The organism is Cytobacillus sp. (assembly GCF_032154635.1).
Taxonomy (GTDB): Bacteria; Bacillota; Bacilli; order Bacillales; family Cytobacillaceae; genus Cytobacillus.
Genome location: NZ_JALDXW010000008.1, coordinates 123,847 through 139,559, shown reverse-complemented (window position 1 = coordinate 139,559; position 15,713 = coordinate 123,847). Strand labels below are relative to the sequence as shown.

Sequence of the window (15,713 nt, the reverse complement as noted above, 5' to 3'; positions counted from 1 at the left end):
GATGGGGTTATTCGAAGAAAAGTAATGGGACCGGTAAAGGAAGACGACTTAGAAACGGAAATCCTGAGACTGCAGTAAAATAGTTGAAAACCGATTGAAAAGCCCTTCATTCCAGCGTATGAAGGACAAAGCAAGGAAGAAAAACGGTTAAAAAGTCCTTCATCCAGCGTATGAAGGACAAAGCAAGGAAGAAAACCGGTTAAAAAGTCTTTCATCCAGCGTATGAAGGACAAAGCAAGGAAGAAAACCAATTGAAAAGTCCTTCATCCAGCGTATGAAGGACAAAACAAGGAAGAAAACCGGTTAAAAAGTCCTTCATCCAGCGTCTGAAAGACAATACTTGGTTAGATTACATTTTAAATATCCTCCACAATTCTTTCCTGAGAAAACTGGTATGTTTAAACTCGAACCGTACCAACTACATATTAATTAGCTAATCGTTCTTTAATTCTTCGTTTGCGATACAGCATCATACCTGCTTCAGCAATATCATTAACTGCTGAGCGGTTGATAAAAGCGCCAAATAGCAAACCTGCAATTGGAATCATTTGAAATAGCTTTTTCCAGCCAACCTGATCCCGGTAAGTGAATACGACTTCACGCCAGCCTTGTAGTTCTGAAATCACTTCTCTTTTCGCCTGTTCATCTTCTGGCGAGTCAATGAGGGAAAGCTGATTTAAAATTGCTTTTTTCCCGACAATATCAGAAGAAACAAACTGAAGAACTTTGACAATATACATTCTTTCCTTTTTATCTTCAGGATTATAGCCATAGCATATCGCAATATCTTGAAGGGTTTTTAACTGCATACCAAGCAGTAAGGGGATGTCGATTGTAAGAGTGAAGATGCCACCAATTCCTGTGCTTGCACCTTGAACAGTGGCAAGTCTTTTGCGGTTTCCAGTTAGCTTTGTTACTGCTTGATCCATTTCAAGAATCGGGATCGCTGCAACATCCTCTAAATTTTTCACTTCACGATTCGGGTAATAAGACGTTACTGAAGAAACGGAACTTAAGTAGCTTCCGCCAGATTGTACATATTGACCTAATTCATCTAAGATAACACCTACCTTATTTTGCACAAAACTAGGGGTAAACTTGTCTAATATTTTGAATGGAAGCCGGCCGATCTTCTCCCAAAACCATAAATCGCTTTGATCCTTTTCCCAATCCTCACTCTTTTTTAATTCTTTTAGCAATTGTTCCTTCGTTTCATTCACAGTGCAAGTATCCCTCCATATCTAAGATATTCATCATTACGAAACAGCCAGCAAAAAGATTCACTCCTATTGGCAAAGGGAAAGAATTTTGTTAAAATGTTACATTGTGGCTCACCTGATTTCAGGGGGAGCGGGTAGGGAGAGGGCTAATTGAATAGTTAGGTCGTTTCAACATGAAGAAAAACTGGTTTACCCATTTCTTTCAGCTTGAGGAAAATCAGACTTCAATTAAACGTGAAGTTTTGGCAGGAATGATTGGCTTTTTTACAATCGTGTATATTATTGCCGTTAATTCACTCATTTTGTCGGAAGCTGGAATTCCGCTTGAAGCAGCTATTTTTGCAACGATTATTTCATCTGTTGTCGGCTGCCTATTGATGGGTCTATGGGCAAATGTGCCAATCCTTCTCGTTCCAGGTATGGGAATTAATGCTTTGTTTTCCTACACCATTGTTCAATCAATGGGGATGTCTTGGCAGGAAGCGTTAGCTGTCGTCTTTGTTTCTGGAATAATCTTTACTTTTGTTGCCTTTTCTCGTTTTTCAGCGATCTTAAGTGAATCGATTCCTCAGTCATTGAAGGAAGCAATTACAGTGGGGTTAGGCTTATTTTTAATGCTAATCGGATTAGAGAAGGGCGGAATTGTTGAGAAAGGGACAAATTCAATCATTGCTCTCGGTGAGCTTGGAGAACCGCAAGTACTTGCAACCATTCTTACCTTCCTACTAGCTATTATTCTGTTTATGCGCAATACACCTGGAAACTTTTTGATTACGGTAATTGCAGGAACAGTGATCGCTGGGCTATTTGGCTGTATTGACTTTACCCAGTCAAAAGAGAAGACTTTCTCATTATCAGATTATATGGAGGTTTTTGGCGCCATGTCATTTGATAATATTTTATCCATTTCCTTTTGGATTGCTGTATTTTCATTAACGATGGTTCTTGTGTTTGAAAATATTGGATTGGTTCATGGACATGTTTCATTTATCAATCGTTCGGACAAGTTTTCTCGCGCCTTCCAGGCAAATTCGATTTCAGCAATGCTTTCAGGTGTGTTTGGAACAAGTCCAACAGTAGCGACAGTCGAAAGCACTGCTGGTATGGCAGCAGGGGGAAGAACAGGATTAACGACAATTATTACAGGTCTGCTCTTTTTGCTTTCTGCGTTTATTATTCCAATGATAAAGCTGATCCCAAACAGTGCCATTGCACCAATTTTAATGATTATTGGCGGATTAATGCTGCAAAATATTCGTAATCTGGATTTGAAAGACTTAAGTGAAAGCTTTCCTGCGTTTTTTATCATCGCTATGATCCCGTTTACTTATAGTATTGCGGATGGTATAGCGGTTGGTTTTATTCTCTATCCAATTCTCAAAATTGCGATCGGTAAAGCAAAGGAAGTTTCCTTATCTTTATATGTTATTGCAGGACTCTTTCTTTTTAATTTTGTTTTTCATGTGATAGGTTAATAGAATGTAAAAGATATGAAAGAAGCGCTATTTTTGGTGCTTCTTTTCTTTTACAACAAAATAAAATACACGTTTATAATTGTTGCAAATGCAAAAGGTGAAATTTTAGATTAGTACGTTAGTAACATAAAATTTGCAAAGCAGGTTGTAACAGAGGTATTTTTATTTTTTAAGGCAAAAGGATACAAAAAGTGGTTAAAATTACTAATCTAGTCAGAAATTCAATCATCAAACTAACTCCCTTCACATTTAATATGTCAATAACCTAAACATATAGGTTGATTATTTATCCTGTGTATCTAAGCTGTAAATGTATTGTTAATTATCATGAAACATGGATAGAAAGTTTTCATTAAATGAAGCATATAAGTAGATTTGATTGTAAAAAAGACAAGAGCCATTTGTGACATTTTAATAAACATCACAAATGGCTTAAATTAGAGTATACCTACTTCCTGTGCTGCTTCAAAACTGTTCCAAGCAAATTCAAAAGGGTCCCCGATATTTTCCCAATGCATATACATTAAACGTGGCTTATCAAAAAGCCAATGGTTATGGACAGCTGTAACAGTGATTCTTCTTCTTCTTAAAGCGGATAGAAATGGATTAATTTCATTTTGTAGGATCACGGTCTCACCTAGGTTAAGAGTTCGTCCACCTTTGTTGTTTTCAAATGAAAGGGCAAATGGAAGTGATAAAGGGGAACGAGTACGGCGGCCTAAAATAGTTGCATTAATATTTCGAAGGCGTTGGACTACACAGACCGGATAGGATGTAATAACTTCTCCTCCAATAATGTCTGCAAGTCGCTGACAACTTGACATTTTATTATCTCCCTTCTCTTAATATATTCTAATATATGTAAGATAGAAAAAGCTTGTATAGGTTATTTCAGGCAAAAACTAAAAATTAGGCTATTAACTGATAGATTTCAGTCAGGGATAAAGCCATATAGAAGGAAACTAAATAACCAAAGTGTTTAAGAATGAGTGGAGCGCAGAAACATGATAACAGTCTAGTAATTGCGAAAATAAACCGATTACATATTTATCCAATACAATCGCAATGATGGGGTGGCATGAGCAAGATGGTTGTTAGTGAAGATTAAATCAGATACCCAAGTCAGAAATCTTGACATTATTAGCATACTTCTTAGATAATAAGTTTACATTCGAATAGATATTCCTTCGGGGCTGGGTGAAATTCCCAACCGGCGGTGATGAGGGGGACCTCTTAGTCCGTGACCCGGTTTCTAATTTAGAAAACGGTGGATTTGGTGAAATTCCAAAGCCGACAGTTAAAGTCTGGATGGGAGAAGGAATGGCTAATTTGCGTAAAAATTGTATTCTTTTACGCTTCTTTAGTTATGTGTTTTTGCCCCGTACATGTTTGTGCGGGGTTTTATTTTTCTGGAGAAATCAATAGATGAAAGGAGCATGTAAATAGTTGTATGCAGGATGAAGAATATATGAAATTGGCATTAAAGATGGCGCAAACAACAAAAGGGCAGACAAACCCAAATCCGGTTGTTGGAGCTGTTGTTGTTAAAGACGGCCAAATTATTGGAATGGGTGCACATTTAAAGGCTGGAACGCCTCATGCGGAGGTACACGCCATTCGGATGGCTGGGTCTGAGTCGAAAGGCGCTGATCTGTACGTCACACTAGAGCCTTGCAGCCATTATGGACGAACACCGCCTTGTACAGAATTAATCTATAAATCAGGCATTAAGCGAGTCGTTGTTGCGGTGCTTGATCCAAACCCGCTTGTTGCGGGTCAAGGGGTTGCCATGCTGAAAAATGCTGGTTTAGAAGTAGAAGTAGGCATTGGAAAAGAAGAAGCGTATGCAATGAATGAACCATTTTTTCATTTTATTCAGACGAACACCCCTTACGTTACAATTAAAGCGGCAGCCTCTTTAGATGGCAAGACCGCAGCAAAAACAGGTGACAGCAAATGGATTACCTCTCCAGAATCCAGATTAGATGTTCATCAAATTAGGCATGCACACGATGCAATCCTAACAGGAGTGAATACAATTATTCACGATAACCCACATTTAACCACCAGACTGCCCCGAGGTGGAAAAAATCCCATTCGAATCATATTAGATACACATTTACGGACACCTATTGATTCCCATGTCATTCAGGATGGTGCCGCAAAAACAATCATATTTACAGGAAATAATATAGATGAAAAGAAGGCTGAAGAAATAAAGGAATATCGAATAGAGGTTTTTCCTTTCTCAACAGAGACTGTTCTTATTGCTGATGTTTTAAAAGAGCTTGGAAATAGAAACATCATGTCAGTTTTAGTAGAAGGCGGTTCAGAAATACATGCTTCCTTTATTGAAAATGATGCATTCCAGCAAATTATTTTGTATGTTGCGCCCATAATTATTGGCGGAAAAGAGGCAATTCCTTTTATCGGAGGAACTGGCACTGAATATATTCAACATGCTAAAAAGCTAAGATTCGAATCTATAGTGAACATTGGAAAAGACATCAAACTAATAGCAAAGCCTCTAAAGGAGGAGTGACTGATTGTTTACAGGAATCATTGAAGAACTTGGTACAGTGAAAAGCGCTACGAAGCATGGGAAGACAATAAAGTTAACAATTAAAGCATCAAAAATTGTAGAAGATATTCACTTAGGAGATAGTATTTCCGTTAATGGTGTCTGTTTAACTGTTACAGACATGAAAAGTGATGAGTTTTCTGCTGATGTTATGCCTGAAACATTTAAAAGCACGTCATTATCATCTGTTAAAGAACATACGAAGGTGAACTTGGAAAGAGCAATGGCTGCAAATGGCAGATTTGGTGGGCATTTTGTTACAGGACATGTAGATGGCACTGGTCAAATACTAAAAAAGTCTGTAAGTGAAAATGCTATATATTTTGATATATCAGTCCCGGCTGCATGTAATCATCTTCTTTTAATGAAGGGGTCAATTGCAATTGATGGCATCTCCTTAACGGTATTTGGGGTAACAGATGATTCAGTCACCGTTTCAATTATTCCGCATACAGCAAAAGAGACCGTACTGGATTTAAAGCATCCAGGTGATTTAGTCAACATTGAGTTTGATATGCTCGCTAAATATTTATTTTCTTTTATGAAAAGAGAACAAAATGAAACCAGTCGTCATTCGGTTTTGTCAGAAAGCTTTCTAAAAGAACACGGTTTTCTGTCTTAAAGAGAAGATTGAATTGGAGGTAAATAAAATGCTTAGTGAAATAGAAGAAGCCATAGAAGATTTAAAGTCAGGAAAGGTCATTATTGTTTGTGACGATGAAGACAGGGAAAATGAAGGAGATTTTGTTTCGATTGCGCAGCATGTAACACCGGAAACAATCAATTTCATGGCTAAAGAAGGTAGGGGCCTAATTTGTGTCCCTATTGCAGAATCATTGGCTAAAAAGCTGGATCTGCATCCGATGGTAACTAGTAATACAGATAGTCATAAAACGGCTTTTACTGTCTCGATCGATCATAAAGAAACCTCAACAGGAATAAGTGCATTTGAGCGTGCGTTAACAATAGAGAGAATGCTGGATAAGCATGCTTCCTCAACCGATTTTAACCGCCCTGGACATATATTTCCCCTTATAGGGAAGGAAGGTGGCGTTCTAAGGAGAGCAGGTCACACAGAAGCAGCCATTGACCTTGCTTTATTAGCAGGAGCGGAACCAGCAGGAGTTATTTGCGAAATTATGAAAGACGATGGAACAATGGCCAGAATGAATGACCTTGAAGAGGTTGCCAAAAAGTACGATTTAAAAATAATTACGATTAAACAATTAATTGAGTATCGGTACAAGCATGAAAACCATGTTAAAAGAGAAGTGGAAATTCAATTGCCAACTGAGTTTGGATTATTTAAAGCAGTTGGCTATTCGAATACGATAGATGGGAAGGATCATGTAGCCCTAGTCAAGGGAGAAATTAACGGGGATGAACCAGTTTTATTGAGGGTCCATTCTGAATGCCTAACAGGTGACGTATTTGGCTCTAACCGCTGTGACTGCGGTCCTCAATTAGAAGCAGCACTAGCACAAATTGAGAAAGAGGGAAAAGGCATTCTTCTTTATATGAGGCAGGAGGGCAGAGGGATTGGGCTAATAAATAAGTTAAAGGCTTATAAGCTTCAGGAAGAAGGATATGACACAGTTGAAGCAAACCATAAACTAGGCTTTGCAGATGATTTACGAGATTACGGTGTTGGTGCACAAATACTAGTTGATTTGGGAGTTAGGAAAATGAGGCTCTTGACTAATAATCCACGTAAAATTGCTGGTCTAGGAGGATATGGCCTTGAAATTACGGAGCGTGTCCCATTGCAAATGCCAGCAAAGAAGGAAAATGAAGCATACTTAAAAACAAAAAAGTCAAAGCTTGACCATTTATTAACTTTTTAATGAAGGAGAGATGTTAGATGAAAAAAGTAATTGAAGGACATTTAGTTGGTACAGGATTGAAAATGGCCATTGTCGTTTCCCGTTTTAATGAATTTATTACTGGAAAATTATTAAGTGGTGCAGAAGATGCTTTAAAACGTCATGGCGTAAAAGAAGAGGACGTAACGATTGTATGGGTGCCAGGAGCTTTCGAAATTCCTCTTGCAGCTAAAAAGCTTGCTCAATCAGGAGCATATGATGCTATCATTACACTTGGAACAGTCATACGTGGTGCCACTCCTCATTTTGATTATGTAAGTAATGAGGTTGCGAAAGGGGTTGCGTCCACTGGAATGGAAAGCGGTATCCCAGTTATTTTTGGTGTTTTAACAACAGATACGATTGAACAGGCAATTGAACGTGCTGGGACGAAGGCGGGTAATAAAGGCTGGGATTCTGCTGTGGGAGCAATAGAAATGGGCAATTTATACAGACAGCTGGTGAAATAGTCATTTCGATAAAATAAAGACGACGTGGAGCACTGTTGAATTCGGTGCTCCATTTTGATGACAGAAGAGGTAAAATATGAGAAAATATTATAGAAATCAACATATTTCGACTTTTTAAATATTTGTTTTCGTATATAATGAAAAAAGTGTAAATTTTGTTAATTTTTTGTCGGAGGTAAAATGATGGAAGTTTTTGTTGCAAGGCAGCCGATATTTAATCTAACGGAAGAAGTATTTGGATATGAACTTCTTTATCGGAAGGATAAAAAAGAGAATGCTTTCCCTGATGTAGATGGAGACCAGGCAACCACTGAACTTATAATTAATAGCTTTTTAAGTATTGGGATTGATAAGCTTTCTAACGGCAAACCTTGTTTCATTAATTTTACAGAAAATTTGCTCAAGTTAGGCCTCCCAACGTATTTTAGACCACGAGAAATTATTGTAGAAATTCTAGAAACGGTTATCCCGAGTCCGGAATTAATTGAAATTTGTAGGGACCTAAAAGCACAAGGTTATCGAATCGCACTTGATGACTTCATACTTAATGAATTAAATCCATATACACATGATCTATTAAAATTTACAGATATACTAAAAGTAGACTTTTTATTTACTCCTATTGAAATGAGGGAGAAAATCGAAGCGATTGCAAAAGATTTAAATATTGAATTAGTTGCTGAAAAGGTTGAAACGAGAGAAGCCTTTGAAGATGCGAAGAAACGGGGCTATCAATACTTTCAAGGTTATTTCTTTGCGAAGCCGGTCATCATTTCGACACATGATGTACCAACTTATTTCCACTCCTATTACGAAATGATTCAAAATTTGTCCATGACTGAACCGAATATTGACCGAATAACTGAGTTGATTGAAAGAGATATCTCTTTATCTTATAAATTATTAAAACTAATCAATTCTCCAGCTTTTCGCCCAAAGCAGAAAATTAATTCCATCCGGCAGGCTGTTGTCTTGCTTGGCTTAATTGAACTTCAGAAATGGATATATGTTCTTGCTGTTCGGGAATCATCGATTGAAAAACGAGAGATTTCACAAGAAATAATCCATATTAGCCTGACAAGAGCGAGGATGTGTGAAGAAATTGAGAAAATTAGACAGAATCGCCTATCGTCTCCCAGTAATTTTATGACAGGAATGTTTTCAATGGTAGATTCTTTATTATGTATGCCAATGGATAAGATTCTAATGGATTTACCGCTTGAGGAAGAAATATGCGAAGCGCTGACTGGAAAAGATAATCAACTGAAACATGTTCTTGATCTTGTCCTCGCAGTCGAAAAGGCAGAGTGGACGGTTATTAGTGAGAAATGTAGAGAGTTAACAATTGATGAGAAGGATTTATTTAAAATATATGCAGAATCATTAAGCTGGGCGAATGAACTAAGTTTTGGTGAACCATTGTTTTAATAGGAGAAGAAGACCTGCCATAAAAGCTAAGGCAGGCTTTTTCTATTTTTTTAAGAAATCTAGAACAGGCTGAAACTTTTGTTTTTCTTTTGCTGAAAAGTAATGAAGGAAAGGGTCTCCATGCTGATTAATTCTTTTAATAATCATAGGAATTTGAAAATCAATGACTCGTAAATCTTCATTCACCTCTTCCCAATGAAGGGGAGCTGCAACTGTAGCTTCTTTTACTCCTCTTGATGAATAGGGAGCAATAATCGTTTTCCCTTCTGCATGTTGAATATAATCAATATAAAGCCGATTGCCGCGATTTTTTTTCATCCGTTCAATTGTAAAAGAATCTGGTTCTTTTGAAACTAAGTAATTAGCTATGAAAGATGTGAATAATCTTGTCTCTTCAAATGTATACGTATTTTCCGGGAGGGGGAGATAAATTTGGAGTCCTTTATTCCCGGATGTTTTAACAAAACTAATTAATTCAAGCTGGTCGAGAATGTCTTTAATATATTTTGCTGCTTTAATTGCAAGACCAAATGCTTTTCTTGATGGAGGATCAAGGTCAAATACAATTTCACTTGGTTTATGACTATTTACAGTTTGAAAAGGTATATGATATTCAAAGGCGAGCTGATTCCCAAGCCAAAGTAAGGTCTTTAAATTATTGCAAACGATATAATTTATTCCGTCAGCCATTTTCGTTTCAACGAAATCAGGAGCATATTCTGGACAGCTTTTTTGGTAGAATGACTCTCCAAAAATTCCATGTGGGAAGCGGATGACTGTTAATAAGCGATCCTTTAAAAAAGGAAGTAAATAAGGGGAAATCTCCCTTAAATAATGGATAAAATCAATTTTTTGTATGGGAGGATCCGCCCATAACGGTTTATTTGGATGGGTAATGTCTACACCTTGTGGCAGATTCTTTTGTCCTCGGATGAATTGATCATAAGTACATGAATCTGGTCTTAAATCAAATCTGAATTGATGGAAATGTGGTTCACGCATCTGGGCATCGTATATTTCTAAATATTTAATTTCGATGCATATGGCTGGCTCTACATAAATAAATTGATTGTCTTCAGCTGTTTTATTCTCCTTAATGATTTGAGTAAGTGCTTTCTTCTCATCAGGCTTTATACCAAAAATAAATTGGCCAATTGGGATAATTGTATCGTTTTTATATACACCTGTATAAAAGTATCCATTCGATTTCTCATATGAGGTAACAAAGCAAGTAGCGAATTTCCAATTTTTGTATTTCATCCATAAAGAAGTTCTCTTTCCCTCTTCCCATTTATTATTTTGCTGTTTTGCTACTATTCCTTCCCCATCATAAAGTGTAACCTTTTCCCAAATCTCCGGGAAACTATTATAAAACGGGAGCATTTGCATAAGTCTCGCACTTTTTTCATCCGGTTGTAATGGGAGGTCACATTGTTCAAAAAAGGCGAGTAATTGTGCTTTTCTTGAAAGATATGGTTCATTTACTATTGCTTCCCCGTTTAGTTCAATTACATCAAATATGAGAAGTCTGCAAGGCGAAGCGTTTGCTTTTTCTGCAATCTTTTTTTCTGACCGCATTCTTCCCCTTACTTGAATGGAGCCAAAATGAGCTTTATAGGCATTTTCGAGAAAGACCAATTCGCCATCTAAAGTAAGAGGCAGAAAAGGGGCTGTTTTGTCCTTAATCCTTTCAAGGAATAATCGTATTTCTGGAAATAAATCTAATAATGATTTGCCGTTTCTGCTCATAAGCGTCATTTCATTATCGTCCAAATGTAAAATTGCCCTAAACCCATCGTACTTAACTTCATAAAGCCATTCCCTCCCCTCAGGTACTACAAAGGAAAGGCTAGGCAGCATCGGCTTCAGCGGCTTCATCTTTTTCAACCCTCCTTTGGTATCTTTTATTCTTGCCAATTTTAAAAAAACGACTCTTTTTAAAAGGAAAAAGTGGATGATGGATAGAATATTTTGGGAAAAGGAATGAGTGGAGGTCTATAAATGAAGGATTTTCAATATGAAATTGTGACAATACCCGAATACCGAGCAATCGGACTTAAATGGAATGGTTCCTATTCAGAAGTTGAACAATTAAAAGAAATAATAAAGGAGATGAGTAAAAGAGTTCATGAGTTAGATGATGCGATTTCTCCTGAGTATCAATTAGGATTATCATATCACCTTCGACCAGATGGATTTACCCATTATTCTGTATATGAAGTAAGTGATAAGCAGGTTATTCCTAACGGGATGATAGAAATTTTTGTCCCAGAGTTAACTTACTTAAAAACCCAGCATAAAAAAGGTGAGAATATTGGTGAAACATATATGAAAATTCTTCAGTGGATGAAAGAAAGTGAATATGATATTTACAAAGAAAAGGATATCGATTATTTTGATGAATTGCCAATAAAACATGAAACATACACAAGTGATCGGGATTTAATGGATCCTCATTTTGTCATTCACATCCCTATCCTTAAGATGTCTTAATCTTACCAGCATTTTATATGTATGCATTATGTACAGTAACACAAATTAAGACAAAAAGAAGGGAAATTCATTATGCATACAATTTGGAAAGGCAGTATTAGCTTTGGACTTGTCAACATTCCCATCAAGCTCCATTCAGCAACGGAAGATAAAGATATTAAGCTTAGAAATCTTCATAAAGAGTGTCACTCCCCGATTAAATATGAAAAAGTCTGTCCTATTTGTGATGTAGAGGTTAAGACAGAAGAACTTGTGAAGGCATATGAATACACAAAGGGGAAGTTTGTTGTTCTAGATGATGAGGACTTGGAAAAGCTTAAAAAAGAGAAAGAGGATAAAGCAGTTGAGATTATTGACTTTGTTAAGATGGACCAAATTGATCCAATTTATTATGATCGTACGTACTATATGTCACCTGGTGATGGCGGGGGAAAAGCGTACTCCTTGTTGCGTAAGGCACTAGAAGAATCTGAAAAAGTTGGGCTAGCCAAAATTATTATTCGTTCTAAAGAGCAGTTAGCTGTACTACGTGTTTATGAAAATACACTCGTAATGGAAACCATTCATTACCCAGATGAGGTACGAAAAGCAGGCGATGTTCCTAATGTTCCTGCAGAAGATAAAGTAACGAAAAAAGAAATTGATACAGCAATTTTGCTAATCGATCAATTAACATCAGACTTCGAACCAGAGAAATATACGGATGAATACCGAACAGCTCTCCTTGAACTGATTGAAGCGAAACGTACTGGAAAAGAAATTGTCACACCGGTTGAAAAAGCGCCTGCCGCGAATGTGACTGACCTTATGGCAGCACTTCAAGCATCAATAGACAATACGAAACCGAAGAAGCCTGCAGCAAAAAAGAAACGTGCTTCTTCAAAAGCCAAAAAAGAAGCATAGTTAAAAGGATCATGCAAAAGCCGATTTGTAAGAAAAATCGGCTTTCTTTCAAATTATCATTGAGTTATTTATTATTTCCTTCTAGTATATGGGGTATAGTCAAAAACTGGAGTTGAAAAAATGGAACAAAAAATTCTTCCTGCGTCTAGAACAATGAAAGAGTTTGAGCAATTTTTAAAAAGCCCCTACAAAATTGGTGTGTGTTTGGAAATGCATATTGCCCAATTGAAAAATGTTAATCAAATGGCAAAAGCAAGCAACAAAAAAATGATTTATCATGTTGACATGATTCATGGGATAAAAAGTGATGACTATGCAACAGAATATATTTGTCAAGAATATAAACCATATGGATTAATCTCAACAAAATCAAGTGTAATTTTAAAGGCAAAACAAAAAGGGGTCGTTGCGATTCAGAGGATTTTTCTCATTGATTCCCATGCGCTAGAAAAAAGCTATAAGCTATTAGAGAAAACAAAGCCTGATTATATTGAAGTCATGCCAGGTGCGATGCCTTGGATGATTGAAGAGGTAAATCAGCGGTTAAATACGCCAATTTTGGCTGGCGGTCTTATACGTTCAAGGGAAGAAGTGGAGAATGCTTTGAAGGCAGGAGCTTCGGCGATTACGACTTCAAAGATGGATTTATGGGAAATATTTAATGACTAAATCTAATTGACAACGTTTTCATAGAATTGTATACTCAATTTACAAGTTAATTCTTTTGTGTCGGAGATTAGGAGATTTACACAGTTTTGCCTTAATTAAGGTGTAATCTGTCGTGGATCTCTTTTTTTTCGTCTAATTCTGTCTGTAAGATGAAAGAGGGGATTTGAAATGTCGGCTTTTATGGGAGAACTCGTCGGAACGATGATTTTGATTTTATTTGGTGGAGGCGTCGTTGCCGGAGCGAATTTAAAGAAAACGTTCTCATTTAATGGAGGATGGATTGTCATTACAATTGCTTGGGGTCTGGCAGTAACAATGGGCGTTTTTGCAGTTGGATCGATTAGCGGTGCGCATTTAAATCCGGCTGTAACGATTGGTTTAGCACTAAATGGAGACTTTCCATGGGCAGATGTGCCAGAATATATTGTCGCACAAATCATTGGCGGATTTTTCGGCGGTGTTCTTGTATTCCTTCACTATTTGCCACATTGGAAAGCAACGGACGACGAAGGAGCAAAGTTAGCTGTATTTTCAACAAGTCCAGCCATTCCACATACTTTTTCAAATTTATTAAGTGAAGTGATTGGTACATTTATTCTTGTGCTAGGTCTCTTATTTATAGGTGCAAATAAGTTTTCAGAAGGTTTAAATCCGATTGCAGTAGGGCTGTTGATTGTAGTGATTGGGATGTCTCTTGGGGGGACTACAGGATACGCTATCAATCCTGCTCGTGATCTTGGTCCGCGTATTGCGCATTTTGTGCTTCCAATTCACGGAAAAGGCAAATCAGGCTGGAACTATGCGTGGATTCCTGTTTTAGGACCAATTATGGGTGGATCCCTTGGAGCGATTTTCTATCAGATTTTCTTTACTGGAAAACTCTCAAACGTGTTATGGATCGTACTAGCTGTTAATATAATAATATTAATCATTGTCTATCTTATGGGAAAAAACAGAAATGAACATAGAACCTTCTAAAACAGAGGGATAATTGAAAGATGATTTTGAATGAACGGGGGAAGAGAAGATGGAGAAGTTTATATTATCACTGGATCAAGGGACAACAAGTTCTAGAGCGATTCTTTTTAACGAAAAAGGAGAAATTATCCATTTAGCTCAAAGGGAGTTTACGCAATATTTCCCAAAGCCAGGCTGGGTGGAGCATAATGCAAATGAAATATGGGGTTCAATTCTTTCAGTCATTGCTGAAGTACTTTCTGAATCAGGGGTTAAACCCGAGCAAATTGCGGGGATTGGGATTACAAACCAGCGCGAAACGGCGGTTGTCTGGGATAAGGAAACAGGGAAACCTATCTACAACGCAATTGTTTGGCAATCTAGACAGACAAGTGATATATGTGAAGATTTGAAAGCAAAGGGGTATAATGATACATTCCGTGAAAAAACAGGCTTATTAATTGATGCTTATTTTTCTGGAACAAAAGTGAAATGGATCTTAGATCATGTGGATGGGGCAAGAGAAAGGGCAGAGCAAGGGAAGTTATTGTTTGGTACAATCGATACTTGGCTGATTTGGAAGCTTTCCGGTGGCAAAGCCCATGTAACTGATTACTCGAATGCGTCACGAACATTAATGTTTAATATTTATGATTTAAAATGGGATGAAGAGTTGCTGGAAATTCTAGGCGTTCCTGCATCGATGCTTCCAGAAGTACGGCCTTCTTCAGAAATTTATGGGCATACAGTTGACTATCACTTCTTTGGCAAGGAAATTCCAATAGCGGGTGCTGCAGGAGATCAGCAGGCAGCTCTATTCGGACAGGCATGCTTTGAAAAAGGTATGGCCAAAAATACGTATGGCACAGGATGCTTTATGCTGATGAATACAGGTGAAAAGGCAGTGCGTTCTGAAAATGGCTTATTAACCACGATTGCATGGGGATTGGATGGAAAAGTGGAGTATGCCCTGGAAGGAAGTATTTTTGTCGCTGGATCTGCCATTCAATGGCTTCGTGATGGAATGAGAATGCTGCAGAATGCTACAGACAGTGAGGGCTATGCGAAAAAGGTAGATTCAACGGAAGGTGTTTATGTTGTTCCTGCATTTGTCGGACTTGGTACTCCCTACTGGGATAGTGAAGTAAGAGGTGCAGTATTTGGTTTAACAAGAGGCACATCTAAGGAGCATTTTATCCGTGCTACGTTAGAATCGCTTGCCTACCAAACGAAAGATGTACTTTCCGCAATGGAAGCTGATTCAGGAATTGAATTAAAGACATTGCGTGTGGATGGCGGGGCTGTAAAAAATGATTTTCTCATGGAATTTCAAAGTGATATTTTAAATGTGCCTGTTGAAAGACCGACAATTAATGAAACGACTGCTCTTGGTGCTGCCTATTTAGCAGGACTTGCTGTTGGCTATTGGAAAAATGAAGAAGAAATATCGAATCAATGGGCAATTGATAAATCTTTTGAACCGAGCATGGAAGAAGAAAGTCGCAAGAACTTATATGACGGCTGGAAAAAAGCGGTGAAAGCGGCGATGGCATTTAAATAAGTCTTTTCAATCAATGGAAAAAGTGATATAATTAAATCAAGTTAATAGCTCGGCAGGAGAACCGGAGAGACCACAAGATCATTATCGTTAATCG

14 protein-coding genes and 1 riboswitch are annotated in these 15,713 nt (G+C 37.5%); of the genes, 11 read left to right on the top strand and 3 right to left on the bottom strand.

All coding sequences use genetic code 11. From position 1 onward, the window contains the following. Positions 1–425: 425 nt before the first annotated feature. Entirely contained in the window at positions 426–1,220 is a 795-nt protein-coding gene (locus RUH74_RS08300) for an EcsC family protein (RefSeq protein WP_313799813.1), read from the bottom strand. A gap of 173 nt (positions 1,221–1,393) precedes the next feature. Between RUH74_RS08300 and RUH74_RS08295 the strand changes: the two genes are divergently transcribed. After that, positions 1,394–2,695 carry an NCS2 family permease gene (locus RUH74_RS08295; RefSeq protein WP_313799812.1) on the top strand — a complete coding sequence of 434 codons (1,302 nt, stop codon included), beginning with the start codon at positions 1,394–1,396 and terminating at the stop codon, positions 2,693–2,695. 437 nt (positions 2,696–3,132) lie between these two features. Here the strand turns inward: RUH74_RS08295 and RUH74_RS08290 are convergent, their stop codons facing one another. After that, positions 3,133–3,519 carry a DUF1259 domain-containing protein gene (locus RUH74_RS08290; RefSeq protein ID WP_313799811.1) on the bottom strand — a complete coding sequence of 129 codons (387 nt, stop codon included), beginning with the start codon at positions 3,517–3,519 and terminating at the stop codon, positions 3,133–3,135. A gap of 355 nt (positions 3,520–3,874) precedes the next feature. After that, positions 3,875–4,019, top strand: a riboswitch (FMN riboswitch). A 126-nt stretch (positions 4,020–4,145) separates the two neighbouring features. Between RUH74_RS08290 and ribD the strand changes: the two genes are divergently transcribed. The 5 genes from ribD (at position 4,146) to RUH74_RS08265 (ending at position 9,036) form a co-directional block, all read left to right on the top strand. Next, positions 4,146–5,237 carry a bifunctional diaminohydroxyphosphoribosylaminopyrimidine deaminase/5-amino-6-(5-phosphoribosylamino)uracil reductase RibD gene (gene ribD / locus RUH74_RS08285; RefSeq protein WP_396229938.1) on the top strand — a complete coding sequence of 364 codons (1,092 nt, stop codon included), beginning with the start codon at positions 4,146–4,148 and terminating at the stop codon, positions 5,235–5,237. A 4-nt stretch (positions 5,238–5,241) separates the two neighbouring features. After that, a complete protein-coding gene (gene ribE / locus RUH74_RS08280; protein ID WP_313799810.1) occupies positions 5,242–5,898 on the top strand; it encodes a riboflavin synthase in 657 nt (218 codons plus the stop codon). 28 nt (positions 5,899–5,926) lie between these two features. Further along, on the top strand, positions 5,927–7,120 hold the full coding sequence (locus RUH74_RS08275) for a bifunctional 3,4-dihydroxy-2-butanone-4-phosphate synthase/GTP cyclohydrolase II (RefSeq protein ID WP_313799809.1): 1,194 nt from the start codon (positions 5,927–5,929) through the stop codon (positions 7,118–7,120). 17 nt (positions 7,121–7,137) lie between these two features. Then, positions 7,138–7,608 carry a 6,7-dimethyl-8-ribityllumazine synthase gene (gene ribH, locus RUH74_RS08270; RefSeq protein ID WP_313799808.1) on the top strand — a complete coding sequence of 157 codons (471 nt, stop codon included), beginning with the start codon at positions 7,138–7,140 and terminating at the stop codon, positions 7,606–7,608. Positions 7,609–7,788: 180 nt separating this feature from the next. After that, positions 7,789–9,036, top strand: coding sequence for an EAL and HDOD domain-containing protein (locus tag RUH74_RS08265; protein ID WP_313799807.1), 1,248 nt, complete (start codon positions 7,789–7,791; stop codon positions 9,034–9,036). A 42-nt stretch (positions 9,037–9,078) separates the two neighbouring features. On the opposite strand, the gene RUH74_RS08260 is transcribed toward RUH74_RS08265, so the two are convergent. Then, positions 9,079–10,905 carry a DNA ligase D gene (locus tag RUH74_RS08260; RefSeq protein ID WP_313799820.1) on the bottom strand — a complete coding sequence of 609 codons (1,827 nt, stop codon included), beginning with the start codon at positions 10,903–10,905 and terminating at the stop codon, positions 9,079–9,081. A gap of 132 nt (positions 10,906–11,037) precedes the next feature. Here RUH74_RS08260 and RUH74_RS08255 point away from each other — a divergent pair, with 132 nt between their 5' ends. From RUH74_RS08255 to glpK, 5 genes are all read left to right on the top strand, one after another. Then, entirely contained in the window at positions 11,038–11,529 is a 492-nt protein-coding gene (locus RUH74_RS08255; RefSeq protein WP_313799806.1) for a GyrI-like domain-containing protein, read from the top strand. Positions 11,530–11,601: 72 nt separating this feature from the next. Further along, positions 11,602–12,432 carry a non-homologous end joining protein Ku gene (ku, locus tag RUH74_RS08250; protein WP_313799805.1) on the top strand — a complete coding sequence of 277 codons (831 nt, stop codon included), beginning with the start codon at positions 11,602–11,604 and terminating at the stop codon, positions 12,430–12,432. Between the two features lie 120 nt (positions 12,433–12,552). Further along, complete coding sequence (locus RUH74_RS08245; RefSeq protein WP_313799804.1) at positions 12,553–13,101, top strand: glycerol-3-phosphate responsive antiterminator; 549 nt, start codon at positions 12,553–12,555, stop codon at positions 13,099–13,101. 168 nt (positions 13,102–13,269) lie between these two features. Further along, positions 13,270–14,079 (top strand): MIP/aquaporin family protein, encoded by an 810-nt coding sequence (locus tag RUH74_RS08240; protein WP_313799803.1) that lies wholly within the window; start codon positions 13,270–13,272, stop codon positions 14,077–14,079. 49 nt (positions 14,080–14,128) lie between these two features. Further along, positions 14,129–15,619 carry a glycerol kinase GlpK gene (gene glpK, locus RUH74_RS08235; protein WP_313799801.1) on the top strand — a complete coding sequence of 497 codons (1,491 nt, stop codon included), beginning with the start codon at positions 14,129–14,131 and terminating at the stop codon, positions 15,617–15,619. Positions 15,620–15,713 lie beyond the last annotated feature (94 nt).